This is a genomic window from Kocuria arenosa (assembly GCF_042879215.1).
GTDB lineage: Bacteria > Actinomycetota > Actinomycetes > Actinomycetales > Micrococcaceae > Kocuria > Kocuria arenosa.
This window is the reverse complement of record NZ_JBHZTA010000001.1, coordinates 150,628-173,055: the sequence shown is the minus strand read 5'-3', so window position 1 is coordinate 173,055 and position 22,428 is coordinate 150,628. Positions and strand designations below refer to the sequence as shown.

Here is a 22,428-nt window from a genome sequence, read left to right as displayed (position 1 = left end):
GACGCGGGTCCCCGGCGTGGGGTCTGCGGGGCCCGCGTGAACGACCGGGCGCAGCGGTTGCGCGCCCCGACGGAACTCTAGTGGACGTGACTCGTGTCTCGTCCCCCGCCGCGACCCCCGAGGAACGGACGGACCGGGTCAGATCACGCGCACGGCGCCCTTGTCCGCGGAGGTGACCATCGACGCGTAGGCGCGCAGGGCCTTGGAGACCTGGCGCTCGCGCGGCTTCGTGGGGTACCAGGGGGCCGGGCCCCTGGCCTGCCGGCGGGCGGCCAGGACGGCGTCGTCCACGTTCACGCGCAGCACGCGCCGGGCGACGTCGATCTCGATCTCGTCGCCGGTCTCGATGAGGCCCACCGCGCCCCCGGCGGCGGCCTCCGGGGAGATGTGCCCGATCGAGAGGCCGGAGGTGCCGCCGGAGAAGCGGCCGTCGGTGATCAGCGCGCACTCCCGGCCGAGGCCGAGGCCCTTCAGGTAGGAGGTCGGGTAGAGCATCTCCTGCATGCCCGGACCGCCCTTGGGGCCCTCGTGGGTGATGACCACGATGTCGCCGGGCTGCACGTTCTTGGACAGGATCTCGAAGACGGCCTCGTCCTGGGACTCGACCACGAACGCCTTGCCGACGAAGTGGAACAGCTCCTCCTCGATGCCGGCGGTCTTGATGACCGCCCCGTCCTCGGCGATGTTGCCGTAGAGGATCGCCAGGCCGCCGTCCTGCGTGTAGGCGTGCTCCACGGAGCGGATGCAGCCGTCCTCGCCGTCGAGGTCGAGGGACTCGAACGTGTTGGCCGTGGAGAACGCCTGCGTGGTGCGCACGCCGCCGGGCGCGGCGTGGAAGAGGGTCCGGGCGCGCTCCGAGGCCCGGCCGCTGCGGACGTCCCACTCGTCCAGCCAGGTGGCCAGGTCGGGGGCGTGCACCGTGTGCACGTCCTCGTTGAGCAGGCCCGCGCGGCGCAGCTCGCCGAGGATCGCGGGGATGCCACCGGCACGGTGCACATGCTCGATGTGGAACCGCGTGGAGTTCGGCGCGACCTTGCACAGGCAGGGCACCCGGCGGGACAGGGCGTCGATGTCCGGGAGGGTGAAGTCCACCTCGCCCTCCTGGGCGGCGGCGAGGATGTGCAGGATCGTGTTGGTGGACCCGCCCATGGCGATGTCCAGGGCCATGGCGTTCTCGAACGCCGCCTTCGTGGCGATGTTGCGCGGGAGCACGGACTCGTCGTCCTGCTCGTAGTACCGGCAGCACAGGTCCACCACCCGGCGCCCGGCCTCGAGGAAGAGCTCCTTGCGGGCCACCTGGGTGGCCAGCGTGGTGCCGTTGCCGGGCAGGGACAGCCCGAGGGCCTCGGTGAGGCAGTTCATGGAGTTGGCGGTGAACATGCCCGAGCAGGACCCGCAGGTGGGGCAGGCGTTGCGCTCGATCTGGCCCAGCTGCTCGTCGGTGATGGACTCGTCGACGGCCATGGACATCGCGTCCACGAGGTCCAGGCGGTGCTCCACGACGCCCTCGACGGCCTCGCCGGACTCCATGGGCCCGCCGGAGACGAAGACCACCGGGATGTTCAGCCGCAGCGCGGCCAGCAGCATGCCCGGGGTGATCTTGTCGCAGTTGGAGATGCAGACCAGGGCGTCGGCCCGGTGGGCGTTGACCATGTACTCCACGGAGTCCGCGATGATGTCGCGGGAGGGCAGGGAGTACAGCATGCCGTCGTGGCCCATCGCGATGCCGTCGTCGACCGCGATGGTGTTGAACTCCTTGGCCACACCCCCCGCTTCCTTGACCGCGGAGGCCACGAGGTCGCCCATGTCCTTGAGGTGCACGTGGCCCGGCACGAACTGCGTGTAGGAGTTCGCGATCGCGACGATCGGCTTCCCGAAGTCGTCGTCGCCCATGCCGGTGGCGCGCCACAGGGCGCGGGCGCCGGCCATGTTGCGGCCGTGGGTCGAGGTGCGGGAGCGGAGGTGGGGCATGGCGGAGCTGCGTCTCCTTGGTCGAGGGTGTCCGGTGGTGGGACGGGCGGCGCACGGGCCGTGGAGCGCCCGGGCCGGCCGTCGACGGTCCGCCGTCCAGACTACGCTTCTCGACCGCAACGTCCTGATGGGCGGACTCGCGTCTCACGATGTGACCGGACGACATCGTGCCGCCTCCTACACTGGGGCCAGCCGCGCAGCCCACAGGAGGAGCCGACCATGAGCCACCACCCGACGCCCCCGCGGCCGGACGACGGCGCCGCGTTCAGCGTGGACCTGCAGGACGCCGTCGACCCGCTGGTGATGGCCCTCGACGTCGGCTCCACGGGCAGCAGGGGCAGTCTGCACGACGCCACGGGGACCCCGGTGCGGGGCTACCGGCACAAGATCGAGCACGGGTTCACCACCGCGGCCGACGGGACCTCCGTGATCGACCCCGACCAGGTGACGGACGAGCTCACGGCGGTCCTCGACCTCGTCCTGGCCGACCCCGCGCTGGCCGGCCGGGTGGCGGGCGTCGCCCTGGACACCTTCGCGTCCTCGCTGGTGGGCGTCGGGGCCGACGACGAAGCGGTCACCACGTGCTTCACCTACGCCGACTCGCGGTGCGCCGAGCAGCTCGCCGGGCTGCGCCAGGAGCTCGACGAGCCCGCCGCCCTGCAGCGCACCGGCGCCCGCCTGCACACCTCGTACCTGGCCCCGCGGCTGCGGTGGCTCCGGGAGACGGACCCGGAGGCGTGGGAGCGGGCCCGGCAGTGGATGTCCCTGGGCGAGTACGTGCACCTGCGCCTGCTGGGCACCGCGCGCGCCGGGACCGCCACGGCCGCGTGGACCGGGATGCTGGACCGCCGCACGGGCCGGTGGGACGAGCCCCTGCTCCTGGCCTGCGGACTGGACGCCGAGCACTTCAACCCCCTCGCCGATCCGCACGAGCCGATCCCGGACGTCGCGGCCTCCGTGACCGAGCGCTGGCCGTCCCTCCAGGGCGCGGCCTGGTTCGCGCCGGTGGCCGACGGGCTGAGCGCCAACCTCGGCACCGGCGGCACCGACGCCTCGACGATGGTCGTCTCCACCGCCACGTCGGGGGCCGCCCGCGTGCTGCTGCACCGGATCCCGGATCGAGTGCCGACCGGGCTGTGGTGCTACCGCATCGACGCGCAGCGGTGCCTGCTGGGCGGGGCCCTCAACGACGTCGGCCGTGCGCTCGACTGGCTCGGACGCACGGTGGTCCTGCCGGAGGGCACGACGCTCACGGACGTCGCCGCCGCGGACGTGGCCGGCTCCACGCCCGTGGTCCTGCCGTTCTTCACGGGCGAGCGCTCGACGGGCTGGGCCGGTGGCGCCCGGGCGGTGCTCGCCGGCGTCTCCGCCTCGAGCACCGGGGCCGACCTCGCCCGCGGGGTGCTCGAGGGCGTCGCGGTCTCCTACGCCCGGGTGGCCGAGCAGCTCGAGGACGCCGCCGGCGGCGTGGACCGCGTGGTGGCCTCCGGCAGCGCGTCGCAGGACGTGCCGGAGCTGCTGCAGCTGCTCGCCGACGCCCTCGGCAAGCCCGTGGCGCGGGCCGAGTTCAAGCGCGCCACCCTGCGCGGCACCGCCCTGCTGGCGCTCGAGACCCTCGCCCCCGACGTGGAGCGGGCCCGGCCGCCCCACGGGCAGGAGCACGAGCCGGTGCCCGGGCACGCGGAGCACTACCGCGCCGTCCGCGCCCGCTTCGAGGAGCTCTACGAGGGGGTCGTCGGCTCCTGAGCCGCCGAGCGCACCACCTCTGCCCGAGATCCGGCGATTCCTCCCGGCTCCTCGGGCAGAGGTGGTGCGTTCGGCGAAGCGGGCCAGGGTGTCCATGCGCCTGCGCGGTCTCGGCGTCGCCTGGGTGCGAGCCGGGCGTTTCCTCACACTCGGACACAATGGTGTACCTCCGCTAATACTGTCGCTCCGGCGCGGCCGCTTTCCTACCGTGGAGCCCGTGGGTGCGGATGCACGCCCCCGTCCGGTGCTCGGGCACCCGGCCCCACGCACCCCCGCACAGCAGCACGGAAGGAACCACGATGGACGACTCCCCGGGCCGGGAACAGGCCGTCAGACTGCACCAGGCGCTCGAGCGGGCGTCGATCGGACACCGCCGGCTGTGGGTCCGCTACCTCAGCCTCGGCGGGACCGCCGACGAGCTCGAGGTCGGGGCGTACCTGCACCAGTGCCTGGACCTGCCGGTCCGTGAGCGGGACCTGCTGACGTGGGCGGCCAACACCCTGCTCGACCGCCGGTACCACCCGCGCGTCCCCACGAGCGCCGACCTCCTGCGCCGGGGGACCGACCACGGCGTCCCGGAGCGCACCGCCTGAGAGGACGGCGCCCCGGTACCGTCCGACCCGGCGGAAGGGTTGACCCCCCACCCGCCCGGTGGGACGCTGAGCCACATCGGAAGTCCACTGATGAATCAGGACGGGTCGGATGAAGGCGATGGTGTACCGCGGGCCGTACAAGGTGCGCGTGGAGGAGAAGGACATCCCGGGGATCGAGCATCCCAACGACGCGATCGTGCGGGTCACGCTCGCGGCGATCTGCGGATCCGACCTGCACCTCTACCACGGGATGATGCCGGACACCCGGGTCGGGACGACCTTCGGGCACGAGTTCGTCGGCGTGGTGCATGAGGTCGGCCCGTCGGTGCGGAACCTGGCGCCCGGCGACCGCGTCATGGTGCCGTTCAACGTGTACTGCGGGTCCTGCTGGTTCTGCGCCCGGGGGCTGTACTCCAACTGCCACAATGTGAACCCCAACGCCACGGCGGTGGGCGGGATCTACGGCTACTCCCACACCTGCGGGGGCTATGACGGAGGTCAGGCCGAGTACGTGCGCGTCCCGTTCGCCGACGTGGGGCCCTCCCCGATCCCGGAGTGGATGACCGACGAGGACGCGGTGCTGTGCACCGACGCCCTCGCCACCGGCTACTTCGGGGCGCAGCTCGGCGACATCGTCGAGGGCGACACCGTCGTCGTCCTCGGTGCCGGCCCCGTGGGGCTGTACGCCGCGAAGTCCGCCTGGCTGATGGGCGCCGGCCGGGTGATCGTGATCGACCACCTGGAGTACCGGCTCGAGAAGGCCCGGGAGTTCGCCCACGCCGAGACGTTCAACTTCGCCGAGCACGACGACATCGTGGTGGAGATGAAGAGGACCACCGACCACCTGGGCGCGGACGTCGTCATCGACGCCGTCGGAGCCGAGGCGGACGGCAGCTTCGTCCAGCACGTGACCGCGGCCAAGCTCAAGCTGCAGGGCGGGTCCCCAATCGCGCTGAACTGGGCGATCGACTCCGTGCGCAAGGGCGGGACCGTCTCGGTGATGGGGGCCTACGGGCCGATGTTCAGCGCCGTGAAGTTCGGCGACGCGCTCAACAAGGGGCTGACCCTGCGGATGAACCAGTGCCCCGTGAAGCGACAGTGGCCGCGGCTGTTCGAGCACATCCGCAACGGCTACCTCACCCCCAGCGACCTCGTGACCCACCGCATCCCCCTGGAGCACATCGCCGAGGGGTACCACATCTTCTCGTCCAAGCTGGACGGCTGCATCAAGCCGCTCGTCGTGCCCACCGCCTCCTGAGGCGGCAGGGCCGCGGGGCCGATCCGGAAGGTAGCACCATGACGAACACCCCCGATGTCTCCCAGCACACCCCGTACACCGCCGGCGAACCGGTGCGCTCCGTCGACCGCGAGGCGCTGCGGGCCCGCATCCCCGGCTGGGGCGCGGACCTGGATCCTGCCGACCGCCCGTCCGTGCCGAAGCTGCGCTACGACCCGGGTGCGACCGGTGCCCACTGGGACGTCCCCGAGCGCCAGGAGGAGAAGCGGCCGCGGGAGCGGTCGGTCGAGCACGCCGGGCTCACGCCCGTCTTCGGCACCTCCTGCCCGCCGAAGGGTCTCTCCGGGGTGCTGCGCCGGCACGCCTACCGCAGGTACAGCGAGGCCCGGGCCGCGCACTGGCTGATCCTGCTGGCGGCCGACCGGGTCGACGTCTGGGAGAGCCACCTCGTCTCCTTCGCGAGCCCGCGCCCGGACAACCCGGTCACCGAGACCGGGGTGCTCAGCGAGTTCTCCCGGCACGGCGTCTCCTCGCGGCTCGGGTCGACGCGCGCCGACCTCTCGCACACGTGGCTGGACCCGGTCGTCGTCGCCGGGCCCTGGGTCCTGGCCGGCGGCGCCGCGGTCGCCGCGGGGCGGGCCCTGGCCCGGCGCCGCGGCTGACGCCGGCTCAGCCCGCGCCGACGCGCAGCAGGGTCGCCCCGAACACCGGGCCCGGGACCACGAGCACCACGGCCGGCACCACGTCCGGGCGGGCACCGGCGGCCCGGTGGGGCCGGCCACCGCGCTGGGGCTGTCCCGGGGTCGAGGCGCGGGACGGGGGTCAGTCGCGGTAGAGCAGCAGCGCCTCGCCCTGGCCGCCGCCGCCGCACAGGGACACCGCGGCCCTCCCGGACCCGCGGCGGGAGAGCTCGAACGCCGCGTGCAGCGCCAGGCGCGCCCCGGAGGCGCCGATCGGGTGGCCGACGGCCACGGCGCCGCCGTGGATGTTGGCCTTCTCCCACGGGTAGTCGAGGTCCCGCAGCGACTGGATCAGCACGGACGCGAACGCCTCGTTGATCTCGATGAAGTCGAGGTCCTGCACGGACCAGCCGGCCTTCTCGACGGCGGCCTCGATCGCCCGGGAGGGCTGGGAGTGCAGCGAGGTGTCGGGGCCGGCCACCTGGCCGGGGGCCCCGACCACGGCCAGGTACTCGAGGCCGTGGCGCTCGGCGTACTCCCGGCTGGTCAGCACCACGGCGGCCGCGCCGTCCGACAGCGGCGAGGAGTTGCCGGCCGTGATGGTGCCGTCCTTCGCGAAGGCCGGGCGCAGCTTCGCCATCGACTCCGCCGTGGACTCCGGCCGGACGCCCTGGTCGGTGTCGACGACCAGCGGGTCGCCCTTGCGCTGCGGGACGGTCACGGGGGCGATCTCGTCGCGGAAGACGCCGTCCTCCGTGGCGCGGGCCGCGCGCTGGTGGCTCTGGGCCGCGACCTGGTCCTGCTCCTCGCGGGAGATCGAGCGCTCGCCGTTGCCGGACTCGGTGAGCGAGCCCATGGACACGCACGCGGCGACGTCGACCAGACCGTCCTTGGCCACGGCGTCCTCGAGCTTGAGGTCGCCGTAGCTCTTGCCCTGCCGCACCCCCGTCGCGAGGTGCGGGGTGTTGGTCATGGACTCCTGGCCGCCGGCCACGACGATCTCGGCCTCGCCCGCGCGGATCATGCGGGCGGCGTTGGTGATGGCCACGAGCCCGGAGAGGCAGACCTTGTTGACGGTCTCGGCGGGCACGCTCAGGGGGATGCCCGCGGTGACGGCCGCCTGCCGGGCGGGGTTCTGCCCGGCGCCGGCCTGCAGGACGTGGCCCATGACCACGTAGTCCACCTGCTCGGGGGCGATCCCGCCGCGCTCGAGCGCGGCCCGGATGGCGTGGGCGCCCAGCTCGGCCGCGGTGAAGGACGCCAGGTGGCCCAGGATCTTGCCCTGGGGCGTGCGGGCGCCGGACAGGACGACGACGTCGGTGGCGGTGCTCATCGGTTCTCCTCAGCGCCGCCGGGGGCGGCGGTCTCGGTGGGGACGGTGTCGGGGGTGACGTCCTGCAGGTCGGTGCGGAAGGACGCCTCGGTCTTCTCGCGGATCTCGTCCTCGGTGACGCCGGGGGCGAGACTGCGCAGCACGAGCCCGCCGTCCTCGACGTCGAACACGCACAGGTCCGTGACGATGCGGTCGACGACGCGCACCCCGGTGAGCGGGAGGTCGCACTCGGTCCTGATCTTGGCGGAGCCGTCCTTGGTCACGTGCTCGGTCAGCACGACGACGCGCGGGGTGCCGGCCACCAGGTCCATGGCGCCGCCCATCCCCTTGACCATCTTGCCGGGGATCATCCAGTTGGCGAGGTCGCCGGTGCCGGAGACCTGCATGGCGCCGAGGATCGCGATCTTGACGTGGCCGCCGCGGATCATCCCGAAGGAGGTGGCGGAGTCGAAGATGGAGGCCCCGGGCAGCAGCGTGATGGTCTGCTTGCCGGCGTTGATGAGGTCGGGGTCCTCGTCGCCCTCGTAGGGGAACGGGCCCATGCCGAGCACGCCGTTCTCGGACTGCAGCACCACGTTGACGCCCTCGGGGAGGTTGTTGGCCACGAGGGTGGGGATGCCGATGCCGAGGTTGACGTAGTCGCCGTCGGAGAGTTCGACGGCGGCGATGGCCGCCATCTCGTCGCGGGTCCAGCTCATGCCTGGTCTCCGTTCTGCTGGGAGGACTGCCCGGCCATGGCGGGCCGGGGACGGACGGTGCGCTGCTCGATGTCCTTGGGCGCACCGCTGTACTGCACGACGTGCTGGACGTAGACGCCGGGGGTCACGATGTGGTCGGGGTGGATCTCGCCGACCGGCACGAGGTGCTCGACCTCGGCGAAGGTGACCTTCCCCGCGGTCGCGACGATCGGGTTGAAGTTGCGCGCGGTGTAGCGGTAGACGAGGTTGCCGTCGGCGTCCCCGGTGTGGGCGTGGACCAGGGCGATGTCGGCGACGATGCCGCGCTCCTGCACGTAGGTCTCGCCGTCGAACTCGGCGTGCGGCTTGCCCTCGGCCACGAGGGTGCCCACGCCGGTCTTCGTGTAGAAGGCGGGGATGCCCGCGCCGCCGGCCCGGAGCCGCTCGGCGAGGGTGCCCTGCGGATTGAACTCGACCTCGAGCTCGCCGTCCAGGTACTGCTGGGCGAACCGCTTGTTCTCGCCCACGTAGGAGGCGAGGACCTTCCGCACCTGGCGGTTCTCGAGCAGCACCCCGAGGCCCTTGCCGTCCACGCCCATGTTGTTGGAGACCACCGTCAGGCCCGTGGCCCCGGAGTCCCGCACCGCGTCGATGAGATCCCGGGGGATCCCGCTCAGCCCGAACCCGCCCACGGCGAGCGTCATGCCGTCCCGCAGGCTCTCCGCCAGCAGCTCCACAGCGTTGTCTCTGACCTTGGACACCTTTGTCCCTCCCTCTCGTGCGACGGTGACTCAGCACTCAATCTAGGGAGCCTCCACATACCGGTCAACAGCTCTCCCGGAATGACGGTAGATATCCTCAGCATCCGGCCATTCGTGCCCCGACTGTCCATATAGTGGAGTCATGGCACAGGAGCGGACGAGCGCGGGCACCCAGGTGGTCCACCGGGTGGGGCAGCTGCTGCGGGCCGTCGCCGGGCGGGAGGAGGGCAGCACGGTCGCCGAGCTCGCGGCCGAGACCGGGCTGACCCGCCCCACCGTGCACCGGCTGCTCACGGGACTCGCCGAGGAGGGTCTCGTGGACCGCGATGCCGGCACCGGGGCCTGGCAGCTGGGCCCGGAGCTGTACGTGCTGGGCGCGGTGGCCGCCCACCGCTACCCGATCCGGGAACTGGCCGGGCCCTCGCTGCGCCGGCTCGCGGAGGCCACCGGCGAGAGCGCCTTCCTCTCCGTCCGCCGCGGGCTGGAGACCGTCTGCCTGGCGCGCGTGGAGGGCGCCTTCCCCATCCGCTCCCACGTCCTCTACGAGGGGCTGCGGCTCCCGCTCGGCGTGGCCTCGGCGGGGCTGGCGATCCTGGCCCACCTCCCGGACGCGGAGGTGGACCGGGTCCTCGCGGCCACGGCCGGGGCCCGGGCCGAGTGGGGTCCCCTGCACACGCCCGAGCGGGTCCGGGAGCTGCTCGCGGACGTGCGGCGGGAGGGCTTCGCGGTGAACCCGGGGCTGATCGTCGAGGGCAGCTGGGGCATGGCCGCGGCAGTCTTCGACGCGACGGGCGCGCCGGTCTACGCGCTGAGCCTCACGGGCATCGAGCCACGGTTCACCGGCGAGCGCCGGCAGCCCCTGGGGCGGGCCCTGCTCACGGAGGCCCACCGGCTCTCCCGGGAGCTGGGCCACCGCTGAGCGGCCCCGGGCCGGCGCCGGACGGCCCGGACGAGGCACGCCACCGGCGCGGGGACGGGGCTCAGCGCGCGGTCCAGCCGCCGTCCATCGTGTAGGACGCCCCGGTGACCATGGATGCGTGCGGCCCGGCCAGCCACGCGACGAGGCTGCCGACGTCCTCCGGGTCCACGAGCTTCTTGATCGGCGTCTCGCCGAGCATGATCCGCTCCACCACCTCGGACTCGGGGATGCCGTGCACCTTCGCCTGGTCGGCGATCTGCTTCTCGACGAGCGGGGTGCGCACGTAGCCGGGGTTGATGCAGTTGCTGGTCACCCCGTGGGCCGCGCCCTCCACCGCGATGGTCTTGGAGAGCCCCTCGAGACCGTGCTTCGCCGAGACGTAGGCGCTCTTGTAGGGGGACGCCCGCAGCCCGTGCACGGAGGAGACGTTGATGACGCGCCCCCAGCCCTTCTCGTACATGTGGGGCAGCGCCGCGCGCACCAGCAGGAACGGGCTCTCGAGCATCAGCACGAGGATGCGGTGGAAGTCCGCGGGATCGAACTCCTGCAGGGGGGACACCTTCTGGATGCCGGCGTTGTTGACCAGCACGTCGACCTCCAGGCTCAGCTCGGCGAGCGCCCCGGTGTCGAGCAGGTCCACGGCCCAGGCCCGCCCGCCGAGCTCGCCGGCGACGCGCTGCGCGCCGGCCTCGTCGACGTCGGCCACCACCACGTGGGCGTGCGCGCCGGAGAGGGCTCGGGCGGCCGCCAGGCCGATGCCGCTCGCTCCGCCCGTCACAAGCGCGGTGCGCCCCTCGAGGCCGTTGTCCTGGAACATGGGGATCCTTCCTTCCGTCCGCGGTGCCCGCCGGGTCCGGGGCACCGCTCACCGTCACGGTATGTGATCCGGACCACGACGGCGAGCAGGACCGCGCGTGTCACAATCCGTCATGCCCGTCACGCGGGCACCGAATGGCGCGGCGCCCGCCGGTGCGCTTGGATGGGGAGGTCACCATCCAGAGCGGCCGAGAGATCTGGCTCGACGACGCCGCAGCAACCCGGGCGACGGTTCCCCGTCCCGCCTCCGGTGCTACCGCCAGGACCGATGGAAAGGACGTACGCCCCATGCTGCACAGTGCCGACCGCATCCGCACGACCCACGCCGGGTCCCTCCCCCGGACCCCGGCGCTGCTCGAGGCGAACCGGGTGAAGGGCGGTGTCCCGGAGGCCGAGTACGACCGGCTCCTGCAGGACTCCGTGGTCGACGTGGTCCGCCGGCAGGACGAGCTCGGGATCGACGTGGTCAACGACGGCGAGTACGGCCACGTCATGGCCGCGGAGGTCGACTACGGCGCCTGGTGGCACTACATCTTCGCCCGGATCTCGGGCCTCACCCCCGGCGAGGTGGACCTGTGGGAGCAGGAGCCGCAGCGCTCCTCCCCCGGCCGGGTGGTGCTGACGAGCTTCGGGGACCGCCGGGACCGCCGGATCTTCCACGAGGCGTACATGGATCCTGCCTCGGGCATCACCACGGGCAAGCAGGCGCCGTTCCCGAAGATCACGGGGAAGCTGGAGTACACGGGCCACGCGGCGCTGGAGGCCGACATCCGCAACCTCAGGGCGGGCCTGGAGGCCACGGGCGCGAGCGAGGGCTATCTCGCCGCGCTGTCCCCGGGCTCGTGCGCCCGGCTGGAGAACACCCACTACGCGGACGAGGACGAGGTGCTCACCGCGTGCGCCGAGGTCATGCGCGAGGAGTACCGGGCGATCACGGACGCCGGGCTGATCGTGCAGATCGACGACCCGTCCATCGCGGAGAACTGGGACCAGGTCAACCCCGAGCCCAGCGTGGAGGACTACCTGGCGTTCACGCGCAAGCGGGTCGAGGCCCTCAACTACGCCCTCGAGGGCATCCCGGAGGAGCAGGTCCGCTTCCACCTGTGCTGGGGCTCCTGGCACGGTCCGCACACCACGGACCTCGGGTTCGAGCACCTGGTGGAGCTCATGCTCTCCATCAGGGCCGGCGGCTACAGCTTCGAGGCCGCCAACGCCCGGCACGAGCACGAGTGGAAGGTCTGGCAGGACCACGAGCTGCCCGAGGGCAAGGTCATCATCCCGGGGATCGTCTCCCACGCCACCAACGTCGTGGAGCACCCCGAGCTCGTGGCCGACCGGATCGAGCGCTTCGCCCGCCAGGTGGGCCGCGAGAACGTCATCGCCTCGACCGACTGCGGCCTGGGCGGGCGGATCCACCCGCAGATCGCCGAGGCCAAGCTCGAGACCCTCGCCCGCGGGGCCGAGCTCGCCTCCCGCCGGCTGTGGTCCTGACCGGCCCCCGACCTTCCCGCAGATCCCCAGGAGGACACGCATGACCATGCAGAACACCGATCACGTGCAGACCACCCACGTGGGCTCCCTGCCGCGCACCCCGCGCCTGCTCGAGGCCAACCAGCGGCACGCCGACGGCGCCACCACCTTCGAGCAGCTCACCGACGAGCTCGCCGTGGGCGTCGAGGACGTGGTCCGCCGGCAGCGCGAGATCGGCGTGGACGTCGTCAACGACGGCGAGTACGGGCACACGATGTCCAGCGCGGTCGACTACGGCGCGTGGTGGAACTACTCCTTCTCCCGCCTCGGCGGCCTCACCCCCTCCGACGAGGACCGGTGGGCGTCCACGGAGAAGAAGCGCTCCTCGCCCGGCCACATCGTGCTCACGAGCTTCCCGGACCGCCGGGACCGCGAGCGCTTCCGGGAGGCGTACGAGGACCCGGCGTCGGGCATCCTCACCGGACGCTCCTCGACCAAACAGCCCAAGATCACCGGACCGCTGACCTACACCGGCCAGGAGGCGGTGGCCTCGGACGTCCGCAACCTCCGGGCCGCCATGGCGGCCACCGGGGCGGAGACCGGATTCGTCGCCGCCCTCTCCCCCGGCTCCGCGGCGCGCGTGACCAACGAGTACTACCGGACCGACGAGGAGCTCGTCTACGCCTGCGCCGACGCGATGCGCGAGGAGTACCTGGCGATCACGGACGCCGGGCTGACCGTGCAGATCGACGACCCGTCCATCGCGGAGTCCTGGGACCAGATCAACCCCGAGCCCACGGTCGAGGACTACCTGGCGTTCACGCGGCTGCGCGTCGAGGCCCTCAACCACGCGCTGCGCGGGATCCCGGAGGAGCAGGTCCGCTTCCACCTGTGCTGGGGCTCCTGGCACGGCCCGCACACCACCGACCTCGAGCTGAAGCACCTCGTGGACCTGATGCTGACCATCAACGCCGGCGGCTACACCTTCGAGGGCGCCTCGGCCCGGCACGCCCACGAGTGGAAGGTGTGGCGGGACCACGAGCTGCCCGAGGGCCGCGTCATCATCCCCGGGGTGGTCTCGCACTCGACGAACGTCGTGGAGCACCCCGAGCTCGTCGCGGACCGGATCGAGCAGTTCGCCTCCGTGGTGGGCCGCGAGAACGTCGTCGCCTCGACCGACTGCGGACTGGGCGGGCGCCTGCACCCGCAGATCGCGTGGGCCAAGCTCGAGTCCCTCGTGGCGGGCGCGCGCCTGGCCTCGGAGCGGCTCTACCGCTGAGCCGCCGCTCCCGCACGCCCCCGCCGCGCCGCCGGGCCCGGTCCTCCTCGGAGGGCCGGGCCCGGCCGCGTTCCGGCCGGGGAAGGGCGGCGTTCCGGCCGGGCGAGGGCGGCACAGGTGCGGGCCGCGCGGCCCGGGCGTGGCCGCCCCCGGACCCCCTGGGGGTGGTCCGTGTCACATTCGTGATACACGGTTCGATCATTCCGCCCGGAGGGTGACAGGCATCACTTCTCCCCGTAGTATTCCCCTGAACTACCGAACGTTCGGTCATGATCCGTTCGGCCGCCGAGGACGTCGCCGTCCCCGATTCCACTGGAGAGCACATGGCGCACACTTCATCCGCCCCGGCCGGGCGGCACGAGATCTCGCGCGAGGAGCGCAAGGTCCTCGTCGGCACCCTCGTGGGCACCACCATCGAGTGGTACGACTTCTTCATCTACGCCCAGGCGGCGGCCTTCGTCCTGGCCCCGCTGTACTTCGCGCCGCTGTCCGAGGAGAACGCCGGCCTGGCCCAGGTGGTGGCGTGGGCCTCCCTGGGCATCAGCTTCCTCTTCCGGCCCCTCGGCGCGGTGGTCGCCGGCCACCTCGGCGACAAGTACGGCCGCAAGATCGTCCTGGTCCTCACCCTCGTGGGCATGGGGGCCGCGACGATGCTGATCGGCATGCTCCCCACCTACGCCACGATCGGCATCTGGGCCCCCATCTTCCTGGTGGTCCTGCGCGTCATGCAGGGCTTCTCGGCCGGCGGCGAGTGGGGCGGGGCGGCCCTGATGTCCGTCGAACACGCCCCGCGCAACAAGCGCGGCCTCTTCGGCGCCTACCCGCAGATCGGCGTGCCGCTGGGCATGCTGCTCGCCACGTCCTTCATGTTCGCCCTCACCTCGATGATGTCCCCCGAGGACTTCCAGGCGTGGGGCTGGCGCATCCCGTTCCTCTCCTCCGTGGTGCTGATCGTGGTCGGCTACCTCATCCGCAAGACCGTCGACGAGTCCCCGGTCTTCAAGGAGATGCAGCTGCGCAAGAAGGAGTCCTCCGCTCCCCTGGGCCAGCTGTTCAAGCACCACAAGAAGCCGGTCACCCTCGCGGCCCTGATCTTCGCCGCCAACAACGCCGCCGGCTACCTCGTGATCGCGTTCTTCGCCTCCTACGGCTCCAACGTGCTGGGCATGCCGCGCTCGCAGACCCTCATCGCCTCCCTGATCGGCGGCGTGGGCTGGCTCGTCTTCACGATGTTCGGCGGCTGGATCTCGGACAAGATCGGGCGCGTGCGCACCTTCCAGATCGGCTACGCCATCATCATCCTGTGGGCCGTGCCGATGTGGTTCCTGCTCGACACCGCCTCGCTGCCGCTGTTCGCCCTGGCCATCGTGATCCTCACCGTGGGCCTCGGCCCGTCCTACGGCCCGCAGTCGGCGCTCTACGCCGAGATGTTCCCGGCCCGCGTGCGCTACTCCGGCGTCTCGATCGGCTACGCGTTCGGCTCCATCATCGGCGGCGCGTTCGCCCCGATGATCGCCCAGCTGCTGCTCAACGAGACGGGGATGTCCTGGACGATCGGCGTCTACATCGCCGGCATCGCGATCGTCTCCTTCATCGCCGTGTCCCTCGTCCCCAAGGACATCCAGGAGATCGACCTGCACGTCCAGGAGGTGCACGAGGACTACGTCGCCGAGCACCCGGAGGCCGCCGAGATCCTCGCGGCCTCCGAGGCCGCCGAGAAGCAGCGCGACTGAGCGTCGCTGCGGCCGACGACGGAGCCGCCCGCCGGCACCCACGGGTGCGGGCGGGCGGCTCCGCTCGTGCGGGCCGCCCCCGAGCACACCCCGCTCCCACCCGGGACTCCCACCGGAGCCCCGCCGAAAGGACTCCTCCATGACCACCGATCCCCTGCTCCCCACCGTCTCGACGGCAGTGGCCGATGTGCTGGCCGAGCGCACCGACCACCTGTTCGGCCTGATGGGCAACGGCAACGCCCACCTGATCAGCTCGCTGACCTCCCGCGGCTTCGGTTTCACCTCCGCCCGGCACGAGGCCGCCACCGTGGCCATGGCCGACGCCTACCACCGGGCCACCGGGCGGATCGGGGCCGCCACGACCACCTACGGGGCCGGGTTCACCAACACCTACACGGCCCTGGCCGAGGCCCGGCTGGCACGGATCCCTCTGGTCCTGGTCGTCGGCGACGCCCCGACCACGGGGCGGCGGGCTTTCGACATCGACCAGACCACCGCGGCCGCCGCCGCCGGGGTCACCACCCTGGTCGCGGCCCCGGACAACGCCACCGCGATCGCCCACCGGGCCTTCGACCTCGCCGCCCAGACCGTCCAGCCGGTGGTGCTGGCCCTCCCCTACGACCACACCACCGCCCCCCTCACCGCCCCGGCACCCCTGGACCCGCTGCCGGTCAAGCCCACGTTCACCGCCTCCACCGAGGACCTCGACCGCATCGCCGGGATCCTGCGCACCGCGGCCAGGCCGCTGGTCCTCGCCGGACGCGGGGTGCTCCTGGCGGGGGCCACGACCCCGATCACCGAGATCGGGGACCGGCTCGGGGCGCTGTTCATGACCTCCGCGATGGCCACCGGGGTCTTCGACTCCCCGTGGGACCTCGGCATCGCCGGCGGCTTCACCCGCGCCCACCGCCTGGAGCTGGCCCGGCAGGCCGACGTCGTCCTGGTCGCCGGGGCCTCGCTGAACGCCTTCCAGCTGCGCTACGGCACCCTCTTCGCTCCCGGCACCCAGGTGATCCGCATCGACAACGAACCCGAGGACCTCACGCCCCCGGTCACCGACTACGTGCGCGCGGACCTGGGACCGTTCCTCCAGGCCCTCACCGGCCGGATCTCCGCCACCGCCCCGGAGGACACCTGGCGGGCGGCCGCCCCCGAGGTCGCCACCGCCGCCTTCCGCGGCTCCGCCCCGGTCGAGGACCCGGCCGAGTTCGGCCCCGACGGCCGGCTCAACCCCCGGGCCGTCGTCTCCGCCCTCGAGGCGATCCTCCCCGCCGACCGCTCCGTGGTCATGGACGGCGGCCACTTCATCGGCTGGGCCCCGATGTACCTGTCCGTGCCCGACCCGCAGGCCATGGTCCTGGTCGGCACCGCCTTCCAGTCCATCGGGCTGGGCTTCGGCTCCGCGGCCGGGGTCTCCGTGGCCCGTCCCGACCGCACCACCGTGTTCGTCTCCGGCGACGGCGGCGGGCTGATGGGCCTGGCCGACCTCGAGACCTTCCTGCGCGCCACCCGGCGCGGGGTGATCGTGGTGCTCAACGACTCCGCCTACGGCGCCGAGCTGCACCAGTACGCGTCCAAGGGCCTGGACCCCACCGCGATGCTCATCGACGAGGTCGACTTCGCCGCCATCGGCCGGGCGATGGGCGCGGACGGGGCCAAGATCCATTCCCTGGCCGATCTGCAGGTGCTCACGGACTGGCTGGCCGGCCACGAGGAGGGCGTGTTCGTCCTCGACGTCGCGATCTCCCAGAAGGTGATCGCCGAGTTCATGAGCGCCTCCCTCACCGCCGGCCGCCGGCTCTGACCCCCAGCAGGCCCCGACGGAGCACGGCCCCCCCGGGGGGGGCCGTGCGGCTCAGACGGCCGGACCGGCCTGCCGGCCCGCCTCCACCGCCCGCACGAAGGCGGCGCACCGGCGCGGCCACTCGGCCAGCTCGGCGGGCGTGCCGGCCACGTGCAGGCCGTCGCCGGGCAGGGCCGCGCGCAGCGCCTCGGCCGTGGACAGCGGGTGGGTGGCGTCGTCGGACCAGGCCAGCACGAGGGCCGGGACGCCGATCCGCGACAGCTCGTCGACCGGCGGGAGGTCGGTGCCGGCCGCCCCGCGCAGCACGGCGGGCAGCAGACCGGGGTCGACGCGCGGTGGGTGCGCCGGGCGGTCCGCCACCGCGGGCGGCCGGACCGCGGCCCGCCCGGCCCGGAGGTAGGCCTCGAGGCCGTGGCGCTCCACCAGGTCCGCGCTCCGCCGGTACGCCCCCGCCTGGTCGCGGCGCGAGGCCCAGGCCGTCGACGGCACGCAGAGCGTGAGCGAGCGGAACCGCCGGGGCTCGGCCAGGGCGGCGTGCAGGAGCGTGGCCGCCCCCATGGACGGGCCGATGCCGTGCACCGGTTCACCGGGCGCCACGACGTCCAGCAGGTGCAGCAGGTCCTCGGCCAGCCGTGGCCAGGCCCAGTCCTCGGCCACGGGCTCCGCCGCGGAGCGGCCGTGGCCGCGGGCGTCGTAGCGCACCGTGCGGTGCCCGCTCAGCGCGGAGGCCAGGTCCAGGCCGCCGGCGGTGTTGGCGGCCTGGTCGGACAGCAGCCCGTGCAGCTGGACGACCGGCGGGCCGGCGCCGGTCACGTCGTAGGTCAGGCGGCAGCGGGGGAGCTCGAGCGTCGGCATGCCGCCACGGTACGCGTAGATTGTGACCACCGGTGGGCCGGGCGCGTCCTCGGCGGCCGGACCGTCCCGGCCCGATCAGGAGGTGCGCATGCGGCTGACCAGCATCACGCACGCCCGGCTGCCCGAGGGCCGCCTGTCCAGCTGCACGGTCCCCGCCACGGACTCCGGCCGGCCGCTGCCGGTGTCCTTCGACCAGGGCCTGCACGTGGGCGCCGGTCCCCGTCCGGGGTCCTGGATGGCCGTGGCCGTGGAGCTCACCGATCCGGTGAGCTCCACTGAGCTGGGCGAGGCCTGGGCCGGTGTCGTGCGACGGCACCACACGCTGCGCACCGTCTTCTCCGCCGACGACGACGGCCGCGTCCGGCTGCACGAGATCGCCGACGCCGTGCACCCCGTGTGGACCCGGCACGAGGTCGGCCCCGCCGGAACGCGGGCGGCCCTGCGGGCAGTGGCCGACGCCGCCTGCTCCCCGCTGGCCCGGCCCTCGCACCGGCTGTGCCTGATCGAGCCCGCGGCCGGGCCCGTCGTCGTCGTGCTCGCGGCCGACCACGCCCACGTGGACGCCTGGTCCCTGCCCCTGCTCGCCCGGGACCTGCTCGACGGGCTGGACGACGTCCGCGCCGGGCGCCCACCCGGTGCGGGCCGGGCGCCGGCGGCGTCCTTCGCCGAGCACACGCGGGAGCTCGCCGCGGGTCCCCCGGCCCCGCCGCAGGTCGTGCGGCGCTGGGAGCGGATCCTCGCGGACGGCGACGGCGCCCTGCCCGTCTTCCCCCTGCCCCTGGGCGACCTCGGCGCCCCGGCGCCCGAGACGGTGACCACGCACGACGTCCTCGACGCCGAGGGCCTGGCCCGTCTGGAGGCCCGCGCGGACGCGCTCCACGTCCGGCTGCTGGTCCTGGTGGTCTCGGTGCTGACGCGGGCGACCGCCGAGCTGGCCGGCCGGCCCCTGCGCGCGGTCCTGCCCGTGCACAGCCGCACCGCACCGCGCTGGCGCGACGCCGTGGGCTGGTTCATCACCAATGCGGTGCTCGAGTGCTCGGACCCCGATCCGCAGGCCTGCCGCGCCGCCGTGCGCGAGGCGCTGGAGCTGGGCTCGCACGCCCTGGAGCCGATCCTGCGGCCCCACGGCGGCCTGCCCGTCCCGCCGGGCATGTTCATGCTGTCCTACCTCGACTACCGGCGGCTGCCCGCGGCCCTGGCGCCCGAGCTGCGGGCACAGCACATCTCCGCGTCGGCGCCGACCACCGGGGTGCAGGTGTGGTTCGTGGTGGGCGAGGGAGGCCTGCACCTGCGCGCCCGCCACCCGGGCACCGAGGAGGCCCGCTCGTCGGTGGCGGCGTGGCTGTCCGCCGTCGGCGCGGGGCTGCGCGCGCACGCGTGCCCGGAGCCGCACCGCGGGTAGCCCGTCCCGCGGCCCCGGACGCCCACGGGTCCTCGGTCCGCGTGCCCGCGCGAGCTGCCTCCGTCCCGGTCCCCCGACTATCCTGGTGGCAGCGGGCAGAAGGGGTCAGATGGACGATCGGACGATCGCCAGGACGCAGGCCAGGTTGATCCGCACCGCGCTGACGAGCACCGGGCTGGGTGGGCGCGACCTGTGGCTGCGGTACGTCCACCTGGGCGGGGAGGTCGGGGAGCTGGAGCTCGACGCCTACCTGCACCACGCCCTGTACCTGCCGCCCCGGGACCGGGACACCCTGGCGAGGGCCGCCAACCAGCTCGTGCCCGGCCACCGGGTGCCGTGCAGCCGGGACCTGCGCCCGGAGGAGTACCCGCCCGAGGCCTGAGCGCCCGGCCGGGACCCGGCGGGCCTACACGGTCCGCTCGGGCAGGGGCGCGGATTTCTCGTGCGCCTTCTGCCACGGCCACCGCCCGCTGATCTCGAGCTCGAGGGACCAGCTGAGGAAGGTGCGCACGAGCACGATGAGCGCCAGCACCCCCACCGACTCGAACGTGGGGGTGATGGCGACGGTCTTGATGATGTCCGCGGCCACGAGCAGCTCCAGGCCCAGGAGGATCGAGCGGCCCAGCCGCTGCCGGTAGCTCTCGTAGGTGTCGCGCTCCCCGCCCCGGCGCCCCAGCAGGTCCCGCCCGGCCAGGAGGGTCGCGACCACCGTCCCGATGACGATGGCGACGACGCCGGCGACGTCGACGGCCTCTCCGACGAGCTCCATGGACTCCTGGAACGACATCCTGCACCTCCGGTGACCCCGGCGGGACGCGCCGGCTCGAGTCTGTGATGAGGACGCCAGGATCTCACGGCTCCGACGTCATCCGGCGGCGACGACCTCCTGGGGCGCGGTCTCCCACGTGCCGCCCTCCTCGTTCTCGTGCCGTCCGGGTCGGCCGTTCTGCCGCTGGTCCGCTGGTCCCGGAAGGTCACCGTGGGCCAGGATCTCGATGCGTGGAGCCGGCCACGGTCCTTCGTGGCGGCGTGCTCTGTTGACCCCACGGGCGCACGCGTGGGATGGTTTGATGAACGATCGGTCAGTAAAGTCGGGCGACGACGCCCGGATGTCGGCCGCTTCCCGTCGCGACAGGAGTTCCTTCCATGCCCTCCATCCCTCAGGCCCTCCTCGTCGGCGGCGCCCGCACCCCCGTGGGCCGGTACGGCGGCGCACTCTCCGGTGTGCGCCCCGACGATCTCGCCGCCCTCGTCGTCGGCCGCGCAGTGACCGACGCCGGGATCGACCCGCACGACGTCGACGAGGTGATCCTCGGCAACGCCAACGGCGCCGGCGAGGAGAACCGCAACGTCGCCCGCATGGCCTGGCTGCTCGCCGGCTTCCCCGACACCGTCCCCGGCATCACCGTCAACCGCCTGTGCGCCTCCGGGCTGTCCGCCATCATCATGGCCTCGCACATGATCAAGGCCGGGGCCGCGGACATCGTCGTCGCCGGCGGGGTGGAGTCGATGTCCCGCGCCCCCTGGGTCATGGAGAAGCCGGCCAAGGGCTTCGCCAAGCCCGGCGACGTCTTCGACACCTCCATCGGCTGGCGCTTCACCAACCCCGAGTTCAAGAAGCACGACAAGATGACCTACTCGATGCCGGAGACGGCCGAGGAGGTCGCGATCGTCGACAAGATCTCGCGCGAGGACGCCGACGCGTTCGCCGCGGCCTCCCACGAGAGGGCCATCGCCGCGATCGACGCCGGGCGCTTCGCCCCTGAGATCGTCCCGGTGACCGTCAAGGGCCGCAAGGGTGCGACGACCGTCGTCGACACCGACGAGGGCCCCCGCCCCGGCACCACCGCCGAGGTGCTCGCCAGGCTGCGCCCGGTGGTCGACCACGGGACGGTCGTCACCGCCGGCAACTCCTCGACGCTCAACGACGGCGCCTCGGCGATCCTCGTGGTCTCCGAGCGCGCCGCCGAGAAGTACGGGCTGACCCCCCGGGCGCGGATCGTCGACGGCGCCTCCGCCGGCGTGGCCCCGGAGATCATGGGCCTCGGGCCCGTCCCCGCCACGCAGAAGGTGCTCGAGCGCACCGGGTGGGGCATCGGCGACCTCGGGGCGGTCGAGCTCAACGAGGCGTTCGCCAGCCAGTCCCTCGCCTGCATCCGCCGCCTCGGCCTCGACGCCGGGATCGTCAACAACGACGGCGGCGCGATCGCGCTCGGCCACCCGCTCGGCTCCTCCGGCTCCCGGCTGGTCGTGACGCTGCTGGGCCGGATGGAGCGCGAGGGCGCGGACCGCGGCCTCGCCACCATGTGCGTGGGCGTCGGCCAGGGCACTGCGATGCTCGTGGAGAAGCTCTGATGGTCGGCCCCAGCGAGATCCTCGGCGCGGAGTTCACCGCCCTGCGGCTCGAGGAGCGCGAGGACCGCCTGCACGTGGTCCTGGACCGTCCCGCCGTGCGCAACGCCATCGACGCGACCATGGTCGAGGAGCTGCACACCGTGTGCGGCCACCTCGAGCGGCACCCCAAGATCCTGATCCTCTCGGGCACCGAGGTGAACGGCAAGGGAGTCTTCGCCTCCGGCGCCGACATCGCCCAGCTGCGCGAGCGCCGCCGCGACGACGCCCTGGCCGGGATCAACTCGCGGATCTTCGACCGGATCCACAAGCTGCCCATGCCCGTGATCGCCGCGGTCGACGGCTACGCCCTGGGCGGCGGCGCGGAGCTCGCCTACGCCGCGGACTTCCGCATCGCCACCCCGCAGCTGAAGATCGGCCAGCCCGAGACCAACCTGGGGATCATCGCCGCCGCCGGCGGCCTGTGGCGGCTCAAGGAGCTGGTCGGCGAGGCGATCGCCCTGGACATCCTGCTCGCCGGCCGGATCCTCGACGCGGACGAGGCCCTGGCCCTGCACCTGGTCACCGAGCTGCACGAGCCCGCGCAGCTCGTCGGCGCCGCGCACGCGCTCGCCGACCGGATCGGCGCCCAGGACCCCCTGGCCGTGCGGATCTCCAAGCGGGTCTTCGCGGCCCCGCCGGCCGCCCACCCGCACATCGACGAGCTGGCCCAGGCCGTGCTCTTCGAGTCGCAGGCGAAGTTCGACCGCATGCAGTCCTTCCTGGACCGCAAGAAGCACAAGAAGTAGGAGCATCCCGAC

At 73.1% G+C, this 22,428-nt stretch carries 20 protein-coding genes and 1 riboswitch; of the genes, 13 read left to right on the top strand and 7 right to left on the bottom strand.

The window, feature by feature from the left end:
• Positions 1-138: 138 nt before the first annotated feature.
• Complete coding sequence (gene ilvD / locus ACFYE3_RS00820) at positions 139-1,971, bottom strand: dihydroxy-acid dehydratase (RefSeq protein WP_387605710.1); 1,833 nt, start codon at positions 1,969-1,971, stop codon at positions 139-141.
• Positions 1,972-2,190: 219 nt separating this feature from the next.
• Here ilvD and ACFYE3_RS00815 point away from each other — a divergent pair, with 219 nt between their 5' ends.
• From ACFYE3_RS00815 to ACFYE3_RS00800, 4 genes are all read left to right on the top strand, one after another.
• Complete coding sequence (locus tag ACFYE3_RS00815; protein WP_387605713.1) at positions 2,191-3,717, top strand: gluconokinase; 1,527 nt, start codon at positions 2,191-2,193, stop codon at positions 3,715-3,717.
• Positions 3,718-4,016: 299 nt separating this feature from the next.
• Positions 4,017-4,310, top strand: a complete 294-nt coding sequence (locus tag ACFYE3_RS00810; RefSeq protein ID WP_368820984.1) for a hypothetical protein — start codon at positions 4,017-4,019, stop codon at positions 4,308-4,310.
• 109 nt (positions 4,311-4,419) lie between these two features.
• The gene (locus ACFYE3_RS00805; RefSeq protein WP_387605715.1) at positions 4,420-5,568 is read left to right on the top strand and encodes a zinc-dependent alcohol dehydrogenase; all 1,149 of its coding nucleotides are present in this window, start codon (positions 4,420-4,422) and stop codon (positions 5,566-5,568) included.
• 38 nt (positions 5,569-5,606) lie between these two features.
• Entirely contained in the window at positions 5,607-6,209 is a 603-nt protein-coding gene (locus tag ACFYE3_RS00800; protein WP_387605718.1) for a hypothetical protein, read from the top strand.
• Positions 6,210-6,369: 160 nt separating this feature from the next.
• On the opposite strand, the gene ACFYE3_RS00795 is transcribed toward ACFYE3_RS00800, so the two are convergent.
• From ACFYE3_RS00795 to ACFYE3_RS00785, 3 genes are read right to left on the bottom strand one after another with little or no spacing between them, the layout of a single operon-like run.
• Positions 6,370-7,560 (bottom strand): acetyl-CoA C-acetyltransferase, encoded by a 1,191-nt coding sequence (locus ACFYE3_RS00795; protein ID WP_387605720.1) that lies wholly within the window; start codon positions 7,558-7,560, stop codon positions 6,370-6,372.
• Entirely contained in the window at positions 7,557-8,258 is a 702-nt protein-coding gene (locus tag ACFYE3_RS00790) for a CoA transferase subunit B (RefSeq protein ID WP_387605723.1), read from the bottom strand. Before ACFYE3_RS00790 ends, ACFYE3_RS00795 begins: the two co-directional genes overlap by 4 nt.
• Positions 8,255-8,998, bottom strand: coding sequence for a CoA transferase subunit A (locus ACFYE3_RS00785; RefSeq protein ID WP_387605725.1), 744 nt, complete (start codon positions 8,996-8,998; stop codon positions 8,255-8,257). Before ACFYE3_RS00785 ends, ACFYE3_RS00790 begins: the two co-directional genes overlap by 4 nt.
• Before the next feature lie 142 nt (positions 8,999-9,140).
• On the opposite strand from ACFYE3_RS00785, the gene ACFYE3_RS00780 reads away from it, so the two are divergent.
• Complete coding sequence (locus ACFYE3_RS00780; RefSeq protein WP_387605727.1) at positions 9,141-9,917, top strand: IclR family transcriptional regulator; 777 nt, start codon at positions 9,141-9,143, stop codon at positions 9,915-9,917.
• A gap of 61 nt (positions 9,918-9,978) precedes the next feature.
• Here ACFYE3_RS00780 and ACFYE3_RS00775 read toward each other — a convergent pair whose 3' ends face one another.
• Positions 9,979-10,734, bottom strand: coding sequence for a 3-hydroxybutyrate dehydrogenase (locus ACFYE3_RS00775; protein WP_387605729.1), 756 nt, complete (start codon positions 10,732-10,734; stop codon positions 9,979-9,981).
• Positions 10,735-10,905: 171 nt separating this feature from the next.
• Positions 10,906-11,008: riboswitch (SAM riboswitch) on the top strand.
• 13 nt (positions 11,009-11,021) lie between these two features.
• On the opposite strand from ACFYE3_RS00775, the gene ACFYE3_RS00770 reads away from it, so the two are divergent.
• The 4 genes from ACFYE3_RS00770 (at position 11,022) to ACFYE3_RS00755 (ending at position 17,019) form a co-directional block, all read left to right on the top strand.
• Positions 11,022-12,224 (top strand): cobalamin-independent methionine synthase II family protein, encoded by a 1,203-nt coding sequence (locus ACFYE3_RS00770; RefSeq protein ID WP_387605731.1) that lies wholly within the window; start codon positions 11,022-11,024, stop codon positions 12,222-12,224.
• Positions 12,225-12,264: 40 nt separating this feature from the next.
• On the top strand, positions 12,265-13,482 hold the full coding sequence (locus tag ACFYE3_RS00765) for a cobalamin-independent methionine synthase II family protein (RefSeq protein ID WP_387605732.1): 1,218 nt from the start codon (positions 12,265-12,267) through the stop codon (positions 13,480-13,482).
• Between the two features lie 323 nt (positions 13,483-13,805).
• Positions 13,806-15,215 (top strand): MFS transporter, encoded by a 1,410-nt coding sequence (locus tag ACFYE3_RS00760; protein ID WP_387605734.1) that lies wholly within the window; start codon positions 13,806-13,808, stop codon positions 15,213-15,215.
• A gap of 139 nt (positions 15,216-15,354) precedes the next feature.
• Entirely contained in the window at positions 15,355-17,019 is a 1,665-nt protein-coding gene (locus ACFYE3_RS00755) for a thiamine pyrophosphate-binding protein (RefSeq protein ID WP_387605736.1), read from the top strand.
• A gap of 51 nt (positions 17,020-17,070) precedes the next feature.
• Here ACFYE3_RS00755 and ACFYE3_RS00750 read toward each other — a convergent pair whose 3' ends face one another.
• Entirely contained in the window at positions 17,071-17,874 is an 804-nt protein-coding gene (locus tag ACFYE3_RS00750; RefSeq protein WP_449274652.1) for an alpha/beta fold hydrolase, read from the bottom strand.
• Positions 17,875-17,962: 88 nt separating this feature from the next.
• On the opposite strand from ACFYE3_RS00750, the gene ACFYE3_RS00740 reads away from it, so the two are divergent.
• Together ACFYE3_RS00740 and ACFYE3_RS00735 are read left to right on the top strand one after the other, a co-directional pair.
• Positions 17,963-19,276 (top strand): condensation domain-containing protein, encoded by a 1,314-nt coding sequence (locus tag ACFYE3_RS00740; RefSeq protein WP_387605738.1) that lies wholly within the window; start codon positions 17,963-17,965, stop codon positions 19,274-19,276.
• 109 nt (positions 19,277-19,385) lie between these two features.
• On the top strand, positions 19,386-19,658 hold the full coding sequence (locus ACFYE3_RS00735) for a hypothetical protein (RefSeq protein ID WP_387605740.1): 273 nt from the start codon (positions 19,386-19,388) through the stop codon (positions 19,656-19,658).
• 24 nt (positions 19,659-19,682) lie between these two features.
• Here the strand turns inward: ACFYE3_RS00735 and ACFYE3_RS00730 are convergent, their stop codons facing one another.
• Positions 19,683-20,063 carry a DUF1622 domain-containing protein gene (locus tag ACFYE3_RS00730; RefSeq protein WP_387605741.1) on the bottom strand — a complete coding sequence of 127 codons (381 nt, stop codon included), beginning with the start codon at positions 20,061-20,063 and terminating at the stop codon, positions 19,683-19,685.
• A 359-nt stretch (positions 20,064-20,422) separates the two neighbouring features.
• Here ACFYE3_RS00730 and ACFYE3_RS00725 point away from each other — a divergent pair, with 359 nt between their 5' ends.
• Together ACFYE3_RS00725 and ACFYE3_RS00720 are read left to right on the top strand one after the other, a co-directional pair.
• Positions 20,423-21,631: a thiolase family protein gene (locus ACFYE3_RS00725; protein ID WP_387605744.1), complete on the top strand. Its 1,209-nt coding sequence runs from the start codon at positions 20,423-20,425 to the stop codon at positions 21,629-21,631.
• Positions 21,631-22,416 (top strand): enoyl-CoA hydratase/isomerase family protein, encoded by a 786-nt coding sequence (locus tag ACFYE3_RS00720; RefSeq protein ID WP_387605746.1) that lies wholly within the window; start codon positions 21,631-21,633, stop codon positions 22,414-22,416. The genes ACFYE3_RS00725 and ACFYE3_RS00720 overlap by 1 nt, the downstream gene beginning before the upstream one ends.
• Positions 22,417-22,428: the final 12 nt, after the last annotated feature.

Excerpts from the sequence above, each read along its gene's own strand:
- ACFYE3_RS00800 (WP_387605718.1), top strand. The coding sequence starts at position 5,607 with ATGACGAACACCCCCGATGTCTCCCAGCACACCCCGTACACCGCCGGC.
- ACFYE3_RS00810 (WP_368820984.1), top strand. The coding sequence starts at position 4,017 with ATGGACGACTCCCCGGGCCGGGAACAGGCCGTCAGACTGCACCAGGCG.
- ACFYE3_RS00790 (WP_387605723.1), bottom strand. The coding sequence starts at position 8,258 with ATGAGCTGGACCCGCGACGAGATGGCGGCCATCGCCGCCGTCGAACTC.
- ACFYE3_RS00775 (WP_387605729.1), bottom strand. The coding sequence starts at position 10,734 with ATGTTCCAGGACAACGGCCTCGAGGGGCGCACCGCGCTTGTGACGGGC.
- ACFYE3_RS00765 (WP_387605732.1), top strand. The coding sequence starts at position 12,265 with ATGACCATGCAGAACACCGATCACGTGCAGACCACCCACGTGGGCTCC.
- ACFYE3_RS00760 (WP_387605734.1), top strand. The coding sequence starts at position 13,806 with ATGGCGCACACTTCATCCGCCCCGGCCGGGCGGCACGAGATCTCGCGC.
- ACFYE3_RS00780 (WP_387605727.1), top strand. The coding sequence starts at position 9,141 with ATGGCACAGGAGCGGACGAGCGCGGGCACCCAGGTGGTCCACCGGGTG.
- ACFYE3_RS00815 (WP_387605713.1), top strand. The coding sequence starts at position 2,191 with ATGAGCCACCACCCGACGCCCCCGCGGCCGGACGACGGCGCCGCGTTC.
- ACFYE3_RS00720 (WP_387605746.1), top strand. The coding sequence starts at position 21,631 with ATGGTCGGCCCCAGCGAGATCCTCGGCGCGGAGTTCACCGCCCTGCGG.
- ACFYE3_RS00730 (WP_387605741.1), bottom strand. The coding sequence starts at position 20,063 with ATGTCGTTCCAGGAGTCCATGGAGCTCGTCGGAGAGGCCGTCGACGTC.
- ilvD (WP_387605710.1), bottom strand. The coding sequence starts at position 1,971 with ATGCCCCACCTCCGCTCCCGCACCTCGACCCACGGCCGCAACATGGCC.
- ACFYE3_RS00770 (WP_387605731.1), top strand. The coding sequence starts at position 11,022 with ATGCTGCACAGTGCCGACCGCATCCGCACGACCCACGCCGGGTCCCTC.
- ACFYE3_RS00750 (WP_449274652.1), bottom strand. The coding sequence starts at position 17,874 with ATGCCGACGCTCGAGCTCCCCCGCTGCCGCCTGACCTACGACGTGACC.
- ACFYE3_RS00740 (WP_387605738.1), top strand. The coding sequence starts at position 17,963 with ATGCGGCTGACCAGCATCACGCACGCCCGGCTGCCCGAGGGCCGCCTG.
- ACFYE3_RS00735 (WP_387605740.1), top strand. The coding sequence starts at position 19,386 with ATGGACGATCGGACGATCGCCAGGACGCAGGCCAGGTTGATCCGCACC.
- ACFYE3_RS00725 (WP_387605744.1), top strand. The coding sequence starts at position 20,423 with ATGCCCTCCATCCCTCAGGCCCTCCTCGTCGGCGGCGCCCGCACCCCC.
- ACFYE3_RS00795 (WP_387605720.1), bottom strand. The coding sequence starts at position 7,560 with ATGAGCACCGCCACCGACGTCGTCGTCCTGTCCGGCGCCCGCACGCCC.
- ACFYE3_RS00755 (WP_387605736.1), top strand. The coding sequence starts at position 15,355 with ATGACCACCGATCCCCTGCTCCCCACCGTCTCGACGGCAGTGGCCGAT.
- ACFYE3_RS00805 (WP_387605715.1), top strand. The coding sequence starts at position 4,420 with ATGAAGGCGATGGTGTACCGCGGGCCGTACAAGGTGCGCGTGGAGGAG.